Annotated in this window: 11 protein-coding genes; 2 read left to right on the top strand and 9 right to left on the bottom strand. The window is 68.6% G+C overall.

What is annotated here, in order from left to right; translation table 11 throughout:
- Positions 1-54: 54 nt before the first annotated feature.
- Positions 55-810: a CbtA family protein gene (locus NQK81_RS14555; RefSeq protein ID WP_126735415.1), complete on the bottom strand. Its 756-nt coding sequence runs from the start codon at positions 808-810 to the stop codon at positions 55-57.
- 14 nt (positions 811-824) lie between these two features.
- Complete coding sequence (locus tag NQK81_RS14550) at positions 825-1031, bottom strand: CbtB domain-containing protein (protein ID WP_034312940.1); 207 nt, start codon at positions 1029-1031, stop codon at positions 825-827.
- A gap of 322 nt (positions 1032-1353) precedes the next feature.
- Here NQK81_RS14550 and NQK81_RS14545 point away from each other — a divergent pair, with 322 nt between their 5' ends.
- Positions 1354-2247 (top strand): ROK family protein, encoded by an 894-nt coding sequence (locus tag NQK81_RS14545; protein WP_257489759.1) that lies wholly within the window; start codon positions 1354-1356, stop codon positions 2245-2247.
- Here NQK81_RS14545 and NQK81_RS14540 read toward each other — a convergent pair.
- The 4 genes from NQK81_RS14540 to gltB form a co-directional block, all read right to left on the bottom strand.
- The gene (locus NQK81_RS14540; RefSeq protein ID WP_126735417.1) at positions 2237-3022 is read right to left on the bottom strand and encodes a DeoR/GlpR family DNA-binding transcription regulator; all 786 of its coding nucleotides are present in this window, start codon (positions 3020-3022) and stop codon (positions 2237-2239) included. The two genes, NQK81_RS14545 and NQK81_RS14540, sit on opposite strands and share 11 nt — an antisense overlap.
- 254 nt (positions 3023-3276) lie before the next feature.
- Positions 3277-4689 carry a Dyp-type peroxidase gene (locus NQK81_RS14535; RefSeq protein WP_257488611.1) on the bottom strand — a complete coding sequence of 471 codons (1413 nt, stop codon included), beginning with the start codon at positions 4687-4689 and terminating at the stop codon, positions 3277-3279.
- A 244-nt stretch (positions 4690-4933) separates the two neighbouring features.
- Entirely contained in the window at positions 4934-6385 is a 1452-nt protein-coding gene (locus tag NQK81_RS14530) for a glutamate synthase subunit beta (protein ID WP_257488610.1), read from the bottom strand.
- A complete protein-coding gene (gene gltB, locus NQK81_RS14525; protein WP_257488609.1) occupies positions 6378-10916 on the bottom strand; it encodes a glutamate synthase large subunit in 4539 nt (1512 codons plus the stop codon). The genes NQK81_RS14530 and gltB overlap by 8 nt, the downstream gene beginning before the upstream one ends.
- 551 nt (positions 10917-11467) lie before the next feature.
- Here gltB and NQK81_RS14520 point away from each other — a divergent pair.
- Positions 11468-12097 carry a YigZ family protein gene (locus NQK81_RS14520; protein WP_126735425.1) on the top strand — a complete coding sequence of 210 codons (630 nt, stop codon included), beginning with the start codon at positions 11468-11470 and terminating at the stop codon, positions 12095-12097.
- Positions 12098-12177: 80 nt separating this feature from the next.
- On the opposite strand, the gene NQK81_RS14515 is transcribed toward NQK81_RS14520, so the two are convergent.
- The 3 genes from NQK81_RS14515 to NQK81_RS14505 form a co-directional block, all read right to left on the bottom strand.
- Positions 12178-12768, bottom strand: coding sequence for a GNAT family N-acetyltransferase (locus NQK81_RS14515; protein WP_257488608.1), 591 nt, complete (start codon positions 12766-12768; stop codon positions 12178-12180).
- A gap of 40 nt (positions 12769-12808) precedes the next feature.
- Positions 12809-13078 carry a hypothetical protein gene (locus tag NQK81_RS14510; RefSeq protein ID WP_257488607.1) on the bottom strand — a complete coding sequence of 90 codons (270 nt, stop codon included), beginning with the start codon at positions 13076-13078 and terminating at the stop codon, positions 12809-12811.
- Positions 13079-13194: 116 nt separating this feature from the next.
- Entirely contained in the window at positions 13195-13674 is a 480-nt protein-coding gene (locus tag NQK81_RS14505) for an Lrp/AsnC family transcriptional regulator (protein ID WP_257488606.1), read from the bottom strand.
- Positions 13675-13702 lie beyond the last annotated feature (28 nt).

Here is a 13702-nt window from a genome sequence, read left to right as displayed (position 1 = left end):
CATCAATCGGACATAAGGTGGCCATCAAGTGTCCCATGTGGACGCTCCGCCTCACTAAGCGGCCTGAACTGCCGCCTTGTGCTTCAACGCCTTCTCGGCCAGAGCGCCGAAGGCCAGGCCGAGCGCGGTCCAGAGCACCACCTGCGTCCCGACCGAGGCGATCCGGAAGGACCACAGCGTGGAACCCGGGAACCCGTCGGGGACCTCGTCGATCGACGGCAGCAGCGCCGCGGCCACCCCGATCAGCACCACATACCCGCCCGCGGCGATCAGGCCGCCGCGCCAGGCGCCGAGCTTGTCGGCCAGCTTCCGCCCGAACGCGGCGGCGAGGATGCCGACCAGCAGCGAAAGCGCGACGAACCCGAAGTACAGCGAAGTCCGGCTGCCGATCGTGCCCGCCTGCCCGACCGCGGGCGGATTCCCCGGGTACTTCAGGAACGGCACCAGGAACACGACCACGAAAGCGCCGCCGGCGAGCAGGGCCGCGGTCACCCGCGGCCGCAGGGTGCCGAGGCGCCCGTAGACGAAGGCGAACGCGAGCGAGAACAGCCCGCCGACCGCGACGCCGTACAGGCCGACGCCGGTCAGCAGGCCGACGGTGCTCTGCACACCGCGCGTGACGAGCTCTTCCTCCGCTTCCGCGGGAGCGTGTTCATGGGCGCCCGGAGCGCTGTGCGAATGCGCGGCGGAGCCTTCGAGACCGATGGCGGCGTCGACCGAAGGCTCACCGAAGAAGTACGCGAAAAGGGTCGCCAGGACACCGGCGACCAGGCCCGCGAGCATGCCGCGGACCAGCAAGGTCCTCATCATGGGGCGCGTGCCGCCTAGTGGCACGGGAAGGCCAGCAGGTGCCGGCCGTCGTGGACGAACTCGTGGACGTACGAGTTCGCGAACACCGACACCGCGCCCTGCTCGGCGCTGACGAAGTACAGCGTGATCAGCGAAAGGAGGATGACGAGCACCGCCCAGGGCAGGATCTCGCGGACGGGGATCCGGACGGGGACGGGTACTGCGGCTACCGCTTCGGACATGGCGGTGGACCTCCTCGGGCTAGCGCGGCCTCTTCAGGGGTTGTCACGACGGCTCCGGGTCTGGCTTCCCCGATGGCTCGGGGTCACAGTGGCGCGACCGCGCGGATTCTCACCGCGTTCCGGGTGCCGTCGTCTGGCCGGTCGAGCGTAGGTCGCCACGAAGCGTCCGGTCAATGTGACGGAACCCGATCGGCGCAGGCTCGTGATGTCACGTGGTTGGTTCGCCCAGGGGTACCTGACACCCCGTGGCCGGCCGATGACGCTGATGGATCCCTGCCGTCGACGCCGGTCCGCATGCCAAAATCCAGCTATGACACCAGCGGTGGCGGCACTCGATGTCGGCGGCACGTCCATCAAGGCGGCCCTGTACGACGCGGATCTGAAGGACCTCGCCAGCCTGCGCGAGCCGACGGCGCGCGGAGCGGACGGCGAGGCGCTCGCGGACCAGGTCGCGCGGATCGTGGAAACGCTGGGCAAGCAGGCGGGGACCGGGACGCCGGACGCCGTCGGGGTGGTCATCCCCGGCATCGTCGACGAAGTCGGGCGAGTGGCCCGGTTCTCGGCGAACCTCGACTTCCGGAACGTGCCGTTCGGCGAAATGCTCGACAGCAGGCTCGGGCTGCCGTTCGCGTTCGGGCACGACGTCCGCGCCGGCGGGCTCGCGGAGTTCCGCGTCGGCGCGGGCAAGGGCTGCACCGACGCCGCCTTCATCCCGGTCGGCACCGGGATCGCGGCCGCGCTCCAGCTCGACGGGAAGCTGTACGCCGCGGGCGGGCAGGGTGGCGAGATCGGGCATATCGACGTCGGCCACCGGCTGCCGTGCGGTTGCGGCGCGACGGGATGTCTCGAGGCGATCTCCTCCGCGTCGGCCATCGCCCGCCGCTACAGCGAGCACACCGGACGGCCCGCGGACGGCGCCGAGCAGGTGGTCGACGCCGCCCGGCACGGTGACGAGGCCGCGATCTCCGTGGTCAACGACGCCCTCGAAGGGCTCGGCCACGGCATCAAGACCCTGGTCACGCTGCTGGCGCCCGAAGTCGTCGTCCTCGGCGGCGGCCTGTTCACCGCGGGCGACTACGTGCTCGAACCGGTGCGGGCGTGGCTGGCGGCGAACCTGCAGTTCCAGCGCATGCCCGAACTGCGGATCGCGCAGCTCGGCGACGAGGCCGGCAGGCTCGGCGCCGCGCTGCTGGCGCTGGACCGGCTCAAGCCGTGACCACCCGCACTCCTTCCTCCTCGAAGGCGTGCACCCGCTCCGGATCCGCGCGGCCATCGGTGACGAGGACGTCGACGTCGGTGGTCGCGCAGATCTTCGCGAAGGCGTGACCGCCGAGCTTCCCGCTGTCGGCGAGCACGACGACCTGCCGGGCACGGGCCGCCATCAGCCGGTTCGTGCTCGCGTCGCCCTCGTGATGCGCCTGCGCGCCGTGCACCGGGTCGAAGGCGTCCACGCCGAGGAACACCAGATCCAGCGAGATCTGGTCGAGGAAAAGTTGTGACAGCGGCCCGGACAGGTCGAACGACTGCTGCCGCGCGACCCCGCCGGTCACCACGATCTTGATATTGGGCCGGACGGCGAGTTCGTGGGCGATATTGAGCGCGTTCGTCACCACGGTGAGCGCCGGGCCGCCGGTCGGCTCGCCCATGTCCGGCCGGGTCGCGAGCGCGCGGCCGACTTCGGTGCTCGTGGTGCCGCCGTTGAGGCCGACCACCATGCCGGGATCGACCATTCTGGCCGCGGCGGCGGAAATCCGTTGCTGTTCCGGCGCGTTGCGCGCCGCCTTGTGCCGCAACGGAAGGTCGTAGGCGACGTTGCTCGCGACCGCGCCGCCGCGGGTGCGGACCACGAGATTGCGGCCCGCCAGGTGATCGAGGTCCCGGCGGATCGTCGCGGGGGAGACACCGAGTTCGCCCGCCGAAACCTCGACGTCGACTTTTTCCCGCTCTCCCACCATGTCCAATAAAGCCGTGAGCCGCTCATGCCGATTCATCCCCAGCTCCCTCCCCGAAGCCCGATGTCGCTTACCGCACCGGACAAAGTACTACGCGTCGCGAATGGGGCGGTTCGGGGACGCCGGGGAGAAAGGGAAATGGGCGGGCGCCGGCCACCCCCAGTGTGACCGGCGTCCGCCCGGTGGCCGGCACGCCCAGGACCGGCCCGTTTCGCAGGCTATCCCCGCCGACTCCGGATCGATATCGGATTTACGCCCGTTCCGGTGACGTTCAGCGGGTATTCGCCGCCCGATCAGTCCTTTCCGCCGAGCCCGCGCAGGAAGGCGAGCGACGGCATGAAGAAGTAGTCGCCGCCCTTCAGCGTCACCGCCTGCGGGATCGGATCCGCGGTCACCGTGCGCGAGCCCGCCCATTCCGTGGTGTAGACGGATTCCGGCCGCGGGCCCTGGCCGATCACCGGATCGAGTCCCGGCGGCTTGACCCCGACGGGCGGGATCGGGAACCCGGGGTTGTTCGACCAGGTCGCCTGGGTGAACTCGAACTGGTTGCCCAGCACCGAATTGAACGCCATGAACAGCAGTCCGACGCCGCCGCTGGGCCGGGCGGACGGCGGGAGATCGGCGTTCGGGTCGTCGGCGCGTTCGCCGTAGGGCACGCCCCGACGCGCCATCAGGTGCAGACGTTCCTGCGGCGGCGGTTCCGCGCCTCCGCTACCGCGCGGGTTCGTCTTCCGGATGTGGGCCTGGAAAGGACATTTGGCGCCGGCGGCGTCACTTCCGTAGTCGAAGTTGTTCGGTACCGGACTTTCCGCACCCTCTTCCCGTTGCGCGGTCAGCGGGGTGCCGTCTTCGAAACGGCCGACGATCATCGCGCCCGCCCGTTCCCGGTCTTCGCCGGCGAGGCCCAATTGATCCGCCAGCGCCTCCTCAGACTGCTTGAATCGCCGGACGTTCTGTTCCAGTTTGCGGAAAACGAAGTAACTGCCGAAATGCACCCCGGGATCGGGGGCGGCGTGATCCGGGACGAGCACCTGGTTCAGCGGGGCGGCCGGATCCCAGACGCTGATGCCGTCCGATTCCGTCTTTTCCGCGTGGAGGTCCTCGACCAGGAAGAGCGGCTGGCTCCGGCCGTCCACGTAACCGAAATGCTCGATTCCGTCACCGTTGGCGTTCACCCGCCCGAATCCGGTTTCCTCGGCGACGACGGAAATCGTCGACGGAATCAGTGCCAGAACCTCGTTCCGGCGTGCGGTCATCGGAGCGTCCTCGGCGTCGCCGACGATGACGACCGCGTGGATCTCGTCGTGGTATCCATTGTCGAACGTGGAGCGTGGCGGGTCGTTCAGCTTCTCGCGGGTCTCCTGCGCGCGCATGCCGAGACGGAACGATTCGTCTTGTGGCACTTCGATTTGCAGGAACCGGTAGCCTGCGGCGGTGAGCCCGGTGCCGACGTAGGGCGACCCCTTGACCCCTTCGGTTTTGAACCGCTCGACCTCGGTCAGATGGGTCTTCGCGGACTTCATCAGCGGGACGAGCGACGCGAGGAACCTCATCGCTCCCGGAGCCTCCGAAAAACGGAGGAACAGTGCCGAAAAATGGTCGCGAGCGTGCGCTTTGAGGATGTTCGGCTGTAGTTCTTCGAGCATCTTCGCGGCGTCGCCGGTCGCGGTCTTCCATTCCAAGGGCATGGTCAGATCGACGGACATATCAAGGAACCCCCTCCTTGGGAACCCTGTCCGGCGGTCCCCGCCGCCGCACAGGTCTTACTCCTTGATACAACCGATACCGAAAGCTCGCCGTCATCACCCGTAAGTACACTCTTCCGGCGGTTCTTTCACTCGAAAGGACCAGCGGCCCGGTGACTCCTCGCGTTCAGTCGGGCGAACGCGCGTGAAGGCCCCCTTCCCTCGGCTCAGCCGAGGGAAGGGGGCCTTCACGCGCTAAAGGTGCCTAGGTGAGGGGCCGGTCGGTCGGCGCGATCGGTGCGGGCAGCACGTCCCGCCCGGTCAGGAACGCGTCCACCCCGGCCGCGGCGGAGCGGCCTTCGGCGATCGCCCACACGATGAGCGACTGGCCACGGCCCATGTCGCCCGCCACGAACACGTTGTCGACGCTGGTCTTGAAGGACTTGTCACGGGCGACGTTGCCACGCTGGTCCAGTTCGACGTCGAGCGACTCCAGCAGGCCTTCCCGCTCCGGGCCGACGAAGCCCATCGCGAGCAGCACCAGCTGCGCGGGCAGTTCGCGTTCCGTGCCCTCGACCGGGACGAACTTGCCGCCCTCGTTGCGCACCTCGACCAGCTTCAGCGCGCGCACGCGCCCGTCGGCGTCGGCCAGGAACTCCTGGGTGTTGACCGAGTACAGCCGCTCGCCGCCCTCTTCGTGCGCGGACGAGACGCGGTAGATCATCGGGTACGTCGGCCACGGGTGCGCGTCCGACCGCGAAAGCGGCGGCTTCGGCATGATCTCCAGCTGGGTCACCGACTTCGCGCCCTGGCGGTGCGAGGTCCCGACGCAGTCCGCACCGGTGTCGCCGCCGCCGATGACCACGACGTCGAGGCCTTCGGCGCTGATCGGCGAGACGTCCAGCTCACCGGCGGCGACGCGGTTGGCGTGCGGCAGGAACTCCATCGCCTGGTGGATACCGGCGTGCTCGCGGCCGGGGATCGGCAGATCGCGCCACGCGGTCGCGCCGCCGGCGAGGACCACGGCGTCGTACGACGACTTCAGTTCCTCGACGGTGAGGTCGACGCCGACGTTCACCGAGGTCCGGAACTCCGTGCCCTCGGCCCGCATCTGGTCGAGACGCCGGTCGAGGCGGTGCTTCTCCATCTTGAATTCGGGGATGCCGTAGCGCAGCAGCCCGCCGATCTTGTCGGCCCGCTCGAAGACCACGACGCTGTGGCCCGCGCGCGTGAGCTGCTGCGCCGCGGCGAGTCCCGACGGGCCGGATCCGACCACCGCCACCTTCTTGCCGGTCTTGACGACCGGCAGCTCCGGCGTGACCCAGCCTTCTTCGAAGGCCCGGTCGATGATCGAGATCTCGACCCGCTTGATGGTGACGGGATCGTCGTTGATCCCGAGCACACACGCCGTCTCGCACGGCGCCGGGCAGAGGGTCCCGGTGAACTCCGGGAAATTGTTGGTCGCGTGCAGCCGTTCGACCGCGTCGCGCCAATCGTCACGCCAGGTCAGCGTGTTCCACTCGGGGATGAGGTTCCCGAGCGGGCAGCCCTGGTGACAGAACGGGATGCCGCAGTCCATGCATCGGCCGGCCTGCTTCTGCAGCTTCGACGTCGCGAAGTCCTCGTACACCTCGCGCCAGTCCATCAGGCGCAGGTCGACGGGACGGCTCTTGGGCGTCTCGCGAGTGGTGGTCAGAAAGCCCTTGGGGTCAGCCATGTGCGGCCTCCATGATCGCCTCGTTCACGTCACGCCCGTCGCGCTCGGCCTCGGCCTGCGCGGCGAGCACGCGCTTGTAGTCCTTCGGCATGACCTTGCCGAACCGGTCGACGGCGGCGTCCCAGTCGGCGAGCAGCGCACGCGCGACCGCGGACTCCGTTTCGTCGTAATGCTTTTCGAGCGCCTCGCGCAGGAAGTCCACATCGGACGAATCCAGCGGGTCGACGTCGACCATCTCCGGGTTGATCCGGTGCGCGGGCAGGTCCAGCACGTAGGCGACGCCGCCCGACATACCGGCCGCGAAGTTCCGGCCCACGCCGCCGAGCACGACGACACGACCACCGGTCATGTACTCGCAGCCGTGGTCGCCGACGCCTTCGACGACGGCCAGCGCGCCCGAGTTGCGCACGCAGAACCGCTCGCCGACCTTGCCGCGGATGAAGATCTCGCCGCTGGTCGCGCCATACCCGATCACGTTGCCCGCGATGATGTGCTCTTCGGCGTTGTACCGCGCCACCTTCGGCGGCCGCACGATGAGCCGTCCACCGGACAGGCCCTTGCCGACGTAGTCGTTGCCGTCGCCGTAGAGCCGCAGCGTGATGCCCTTGGGTACGAAGGCCCCGAACGACTGACCGGCGGTCCCGGTGAAGGTGACGTCGATCGTGTTGTCCGGCAGGCCTTCGCCGCCCCACCGCTTGGTGAGCTCGTGGCCGAGCATGGTGCCGACGGTCCGGTTCACGTTGCGGACCGGCAGTTCCAGCCGCACCTTGTCCCCGGACGACAGAGCGCCCTCGGCGAGCTGGATCAGCGTGTTGTCGAGCGCCTTCTCCAGCCCGTGGTCCTGCACCGTCTGCTGGTGCCGCAGCCCGGCCGGGGCCGAGTCGGGCACGTGGAAGATCGGCGACAGGTCGAGCCCGGCGGCCTTCCAGTGGTCGATCGCCTTGCGCTTGTCGAGCATCTCCGCGTGGCCGACGGCCTCGGCGATGGACCGGAAACCCAGCTCCGCCAGGTACTCCCGGACCTCCTGCGCGATGAACTCGAAGAAGTTCACCACGTACTCCGCCTTGCCGCTGAACTTCTCACGCAGCTTGGGGTTCTGCGTCGCGACGCCGACCGGGCAGGTGTCGAGGTGACACACCCGCATCATGATGCAGCCGGACACCACCAGCGGCGCGGTCGCGAAACCGAACTCCTCCGCGCCGAGCAGCGCGGCGATGACGACGTCACGGCCGGTCTTGAGCTGGCCGTCGGTCTGCACGACGATCCGGTCGCGCAACCGGTTGGCCAGCAGCGTCTGCTGAGTCTCGGCGAGCCCGAGTTCCCACGGGCCGCCCGCGTGCTTGATCGACGACAGCGGCGAAGCACCCGTGCCGCCGTCGTGCCCGGAGATGAGCACGACGTCCGCGTGCGCCTTGGACACACCGGCCGCGACCGTGCCGACGCCGACCTCGGACACGAGCTTCACGTGGATCCGCGCGGCCGGGTTGGCGTTCTTCAAGTCGTGGATCAGCTGTGCGAGATCCTCGATGGAGTAGATGTCGTGGTGCGGCGGCGGCGAGATCAGCCCGACACCCGCCGTGGAGTGCCGCGTCTTCGCGATCCACGGATACACCTTCGCGCCGGGCAGCTGGCCGCCCTCGCCGGGCTTCGCGCCCTGCGCCATCTTGATCTGGATGTCGTCGGCGTTGACCAGGTACTCGCTCGTGACGCCGAACCGGCCGCTCGCGACCTGCTTGACCGCGCTGCGGCGCTCGGGGTCGTAGAGCCGGTCCGGATCCTCGCCGCCCTCACCGGTGTTCGACTTGCCGCCGAGGCGGTTCATCGCGATGGCCAGGGTTTCGTGCATCTCGGCCGAAATCGAGCCGTAGGAGATCGCGCCGGTGGCGAACCGCTTGACGATCTCGGAAACCGGCTCGACCTCCTCGATCGGCACGGCGGGCCGCTGCCCGATCTTGAAGTCGAACAGCCCGCGCAGCGTGTACAGCTTCTGCGCCTGGTCGTCGACGGCCTTCGTGTACTCCTTGAAGACCTCGTACTTCCCGGCCCGGGTGGAGTGCTGCAGCTTGAACACCGTCTGCGGGTTGAACAGATGCGGCTCGCCCTCGCGGCGCCACTGGTAGTCCGAGCCGGTCTCCAGCTCGCGGTGGTTCGCGCGGAACCCGTCACGCGGGAACGCCCGGCGGTGCCGCTCGGCGACCTCCAGCGCGAGCGTGTCGAAGCCGACGCCGCCGAGCCGGGAAGTGGTGCCGGTGAAGCAGTTCTGGATGACCTCTTCGCCGAGCCCGACCGCCTCGAAGATCTGTGCGCCGGTGTAGGAGGCCACTGTGGACACTCCCATCTTCGACATCGTCTTGCGGACGCCCTTGCCCAGCGCCTTGATCAGGTTCGCGGTCGCCTGTTTCGCGGTGACGCCGGGGATCAGGCCCTGGTCGGCCATCTCCTCGACGGTCGCCATCGCCAGGTACGGGTTCACCGCCGCGACGCCGTAGCCGATCAGCAGCGCGATGTGGTGCACCTCGCGCGCGTCGCCGGCCTCGACGATGAGGCCGACCTGCGTGCGGGTCTTCTCGCGCACCAGGTGGTGGTGCACCGCGCCGGTGAGCAGCAGCGACGGGATCCCCGCGTGGTCTTCGTCGATCCCGCGGTCGGACAGCACGATCAGCCGCGCGCCCTCGGCGATGGCCGCGGACACCTCGGCCCGGATCTCGTCGAGCCGCCGCACGAGCGCCTCGCCGCCACCGTGGACGTCGTAGGTGCCGTGCACGGTGACCGCCTGGAACTCGGGCAGGTCGCCGTCGTCGTTGACGTGCACCAGCTTCGCGAACTCGTCGTTGTCCAGCACCGGGAACGGCAGCACGATCCGGCGGCACGACTTCGCGTCGGCCTGCAGGAGGTTCGGCTCCGCGCCCAGCTGGGTGCCCAGCGAGGTGACCAGTTCCTCGCGGATCGCGTCCAGCGGCGGGTTGGTCACCTGGGCGAAGAGCTGGATGAAGTAGTCGAAGATCAGCCGCGGGCGGCTGGACAACGACGCGATGGGGGAGTCGTTGCCCATCGAGCCGATCGGCTCCGCGCCGGTGCGGGCCATCGGTTCGAGCAGGACGTCGAGTTCCTCTTCGGTGTAGCCGAAGGCCTGCTGGCGGCGCACGAGCGCGGCGTGCGGCGGGATCTCGCGCTCCCGCTCGGGAAGCCCGTCGAGCGGGAGCAGCCCGTCCTCGACCCATTCGTCGTACGGGTGCTCGGTGGCGAGGCGGTCCTTGATCTCCTCGTCCTCGACGATCCGGCCGGCGGCTGTGTCCACGAGGAACATGCGGCCCGGCTCCAACCGTCCTTTCCGGACGATCGTCGACTGCTCCAGCTCCAGCACGCCGACCTCGCTGGCGAGGACGACGAGGCCGTCTTCGGTGACCCAGTACCGGGCGGGGCGCAGGCCGTTGCGGTCGAGCACCGCGCCGATCTGGGTGCCGTCGGTGAAGGAGACCAGCGCGGGGCCGTCCCACGGCTCCATCAGCGTCGAGTGGAACTCGTAGAACGCGCGGCGCGCGGGGTCCATCTCCTGATGGTTCTCCCAGGCCTCCGGGATCATCATCAGCACGGCGTGCGGCAGCGACCGCCCGCCGAGGTGGAGCAGCTCCAGCACCTCGTCGAAGGACGCCGAGTCGCTCGCGCCGCGGGTGATGACCGGGTAGATCCGCTTGAGGTCGCCCGGGATCAGGTCGGATTCGAGCAGCGCCTCCCGCGCGTCCATCCAGTTCCGGTTGCCGCGCAGGGTGTTGATCTCGCCGTTGTGGGCGACGTACCGGTACGGGTGCGCCAGCGGCCACGACGGGAAGGTGTTGGTGGAGAAGCGGGAGTGCACCAGGCCGATGGCGCTGGTGACGCGCTCGTCGGTGAGGTCGGCGAAGAACTTCTCGACCTGCGGCTCGGTGAGCATTCCTTTGTAGACGATCGTGCGGGAAGACAGGCTGGGGAAGTAGACGTCGTCCTCGACGAGCGCGTGCTCGGCGCGTTTGCGCACCACGAAGGCGGCGCGTTCCAGCGCCAGTCCCTCCAGCGCGTCGTTCCCCGTCAGGAACAGCTGGCTGAAGTACGGCATGGTCTCGGCCGCGCCGGTGCCGACGTGTTCGGTGTGGACAGGAAGGTCGCGCCAGCCGAGGACGCGCATGCCCTCTTCGGCGGCGATGCGTTCGATGGTCGTCATCGCCTGGCCGCGGGCGTTTTCGTCCTGCGGAAGGAAAGCCGTGCCGACGGCATACGCGCCGGGCTCGGGAAGGTCGAACCCGGCGACCTCGCGATAGAACTCGTCGGGGACCTGGATGAGGATCCCGGCGCCGTCGCCGGTCTCCGGGTCGGCGCCGCGGGCCCCGCGATGTTCCAGGTTCCGCAGCGCGATCAGCGCTTTGGCGACGATGCCGTGATCGCGTTTACCGGAGAGATCGGCGACGAACGCGACACCGCAGGCGTCGTGCTCGAACTCCGGGTCGTACAGGCCTTCGGGGGCCTTGCTGCCCTTGTAGCTGGCATGGTGGGTCACGGCTGGCCGCCTCCCAAGGCGTCGGCGCGACCGGTACCACTCCGTTCGGGTGGTTCGGACGTGAACCAGTTAACGGAGTGGTCCGGGACCGCGATGGTCAGTCGAGAGGGAACGATCCCGCCCGCGGAAACGGGGGCAGGCCTCGTAGAGCCGCACTGCACTGGGCGGCCGATGCGCATATCGGTACTGCTGTGCACGTGGGTGCCGTCTGGCCACTGTGGTGGGCGGCTGACGGGTACACGTGTTACTCCCGGGTTCGCCGGTCTTATGACGATAGTGTGAAATCGCTGTTATCGACATACGTCGCTTGGTCGGGGTGGGAAATGCCACGCGGGCGTTGACTTCAAACATCATCTGCCCACTGGCTGGAATGAGACGTCCACTGAGTGGTGCATCGGCCCGTTGACCTGCGTAAACGATCGCTCACCTGGTCCGAAAGTGTGACCTGGGTCGCGCGGAAGAGTGGGTTTCGCCGGTGTTGCGGTGACCCCGGGTGACCGCCGAATCGCCCGAACGGCAGAGCGGCGTGCCTGGTTTGAGAGGCTTGGCCGATGGCGGATCGTTATCTCACCGTGGCGGGCACCGGGGTCCACGAGATCGAAATCCGGCGGTCGCGCTTCCTGTGCGCGCTCGCGCCGGTCACCTCGGAAGAGGCCGCCCGCTCGCTGATCGCGGGCCGTCGGAAGGCCGAACCGGCGGCCCGGCACCACTGTCACGCGTTCGTGTTGGGTGCCGACGGCCGCACCCAGCGTTCCAGTGACGACGGGGAGCCCGCGGGCACGGCGGGCACTCCGATGCTCGAAGTGCTCCGCCGCCGGGAGCTGACCGACACGGTCGCGGTGGTGACCCGGTACTTCGGCGGGGTGCTGCTCGGGGCCGGCGGCCTGATCCGCGCGTACGGGCAGGCCGTTTCGGAGGCCGTCGACGTCATCGGCGTCCGGGAGTACCGGCGGCTGCGGCTGGTGGAGGTCGTCGTCGACTACGACCGGGCCGGCCGCCTGGAGAACGACATCCGCTCGTCGCCGTACCTCCTGCACGCGACCCGCTTCGAGGACGTCGCGCATTTCGACGTCGGGCTCGCGCCGGACCAGGGCCCCGCGTTCCACGCCTGGCTCGCCGACCTCACCGGCGGGGAGGCCCTGGCCGAGGAGATCGGCGAAACCTGGCTGCCCACCCCGTGATCGGACGCGTCACTCGCGTGATCAGAGCCGTAACTCACGTGATTGAAGGCGTAACTCGCCTGATCACGTGAGTTACGCCTTCAATCACGCGAGTTACGCGTCCGATCACGTGAGTTACGGGCCCGCCACTCCTCCAGCGTGATGGCGTACTCGACCTCGCCCTCCTCCGTGCCGGGGATCGGGTTGTCGAAGTGCTCGTGATAGGTCCGGACGTGCCGCATGCCGATCTTCTCCATGACCCGCCGGGACCCCAGGTTCACCGCCATGGTCGCCGCCCAGATCCGCCGGGCCCCGAATTCGGTGAACCCCTTCTCCAGTAGCGCGAGCGAACCCTCGGTCGCGTACCCCTTGCCCCAGGACGCCCGGTTCAGCCGGTAGCCCAGTTCCGGATCATCCGTATGGTGATCACGCAACGGGCGGAAATGGAACCAGCCCAGGAAATCGCCGCTTGTTTTCTCGACCGCCGCCCAGAATCCGTAACCGGGGAAACGCTCGTAGTAACCGAGAAAGGCGGGAAGGTCGTGGTTTTCGATCTCCGCCCGGTCGGCGGGTTCGCCCCCATTGAGATAACGCATGACTTCGGGGTCGTCGTAGAGCGCGAACAGGTCGTCGACGTCGGCGCCGGTGAACTGTCGCAGCAGGAGCCGCTCGGTCTCCAGAAAGACACGCATCGGCAAAGCGTGGCGCCGGCGAGACGCCCTGGCAACCGGATTACGCGGCCGCTCCGGGGCCGGCGAGGTCGTCCAGCGCCGCCGCCCCGGCCTCGGTGAGCAGGGCGGGAACGCGCTCGCCCCACCGGCCGTCCCTGGCGGGCGCCACCAGGCCGAGATGGGCGAGGCGATGCGCGGCGTGCTGGTCGCAGCAGGCGAGCCCGTCGACGAACAGGTCCGGCTCGCGGCTGCAGCTGATCTCGGCGTGGCCCTTGGCCACGGCTCTCAGGGTGGCCCGCTCACGATGGTTCAGGTCCGTCCGAAGGTCCATGGCGTGCCTCCTTTCCGTCCCGTACTGAACAGTCAAACCCATACCCCCGACAGTTTCCGTCTCCTTGGATGCGAAATCCGGGATTTCGGGCGGACCGAAGGGCGGCGAGTCGTCCACTAAGGGGTATCACCGGGTATTCGTGGCGGAAGCGGTTCCAGTTCGGTCTTGCGCAGATGCCGGAAAATGATCGAACTGCGGAAGCCGATGATCTCCTTGCGCTTCGCCAATCGATCCACCAGGAACGCGTGGAGCTGATCGACGTCCTGTGCGGCGACGTGGATCAGGAAATCGTCGCTGCCGGCGGTGACGAAGACCGAAAGGACTTCCGGCAATTCAGCGACCGAACGCTGGAACGAGTCGATCACCTCCCGGCTCAGGGGCCGCACCTGCGCCGAGACCATCGCCTGGAGGCCGCGGTTGAGGCTGCGCAGGTCGATGTCGGCGTGATACCCGCGGATGACGCCGCGCTCGCGCAGCAGCCGGGTCCTCTCCAGGCAGGTCGACGGCGCGACGCCGACCTTGCGGGCGATGTCGCGGTTCGACTGCCGCGCATCCGCCTGGAGTTCCCGGATGATCGCCGAATCAAGTTCGTCCACGTCCACTCCTTCGCCGTGCCTGCCGAAT

This window comes from Amycolatopsis roodepoortensis (assembly GCF_024628825.1).
GTDB classification, from domain to species: Bacteria; Actinomycetota; Actinomycetes; order Mycobacteriales; family Pseudonocardiaceae; genus Amycolatopsis; species Amycolatopsis roodepoortensis.
This window is presented reverse-complemented; position numbering and strand designations above follow the sequence as displayed.

Coding starts and splice junctions, on each gene's coding strand:
- NQK81_RS14555 (WP_126735415.1), bottom strand. CDS start 810: ATGATGAGGACCTTGCTGGTCCGCGGCATGCTCGCGGGCCTGGTCGCC.
- NQK81_RS14520 (WP_126735425.1), top strand. CDS start 11,468: ATGGCGGATCGTTATCTCACCGTGGCGGGCACCGGGGTCCACGAGATC.
- NQK81_RS14510 (WP_257488607.1), bottom strand. CDS start 13,078: ATGGACCTTCGGACGGACCTGAACCATCGTGAGCGGGCCACCCTGAGA.
- NQK81_RS14540 (WP_126735417.1), bottom strand. CDS start 3,022: ATGAATCGGCATGAGCGGCTCACGGCTTTATTGGACATGGTGGGAGAG.
- NQK81_RS14550 (WP_034312940.1), bottom strand. CDS start 1,031: ATGTCCGAAGCGGTAGCCGCAGTACCCGTCCCCGTCCGGATCCCCGTC.
- NQK81_RS14515 (WP_257488608.1), bottom strand. CDS start 12,768: ATGCGTGTCTTTCTGGAGACCGAGCGGCTCCTGCTGCGACAGTTCACC.
- NQK81_RS14530 (WP_257488610.1), bottom strand. CDS start 6,385: ATGGCTGACCCCAAGGGCTTTCTGACCACCACTCGCGAGACGCCCAAG.
- NQK81_RS14535 (WP_257488611.1), bottom strand. CDS start 4,689: ATGTCCGTCGATCTGACCATGCCCTTGGAATGGAAGACCGCGACCGGC.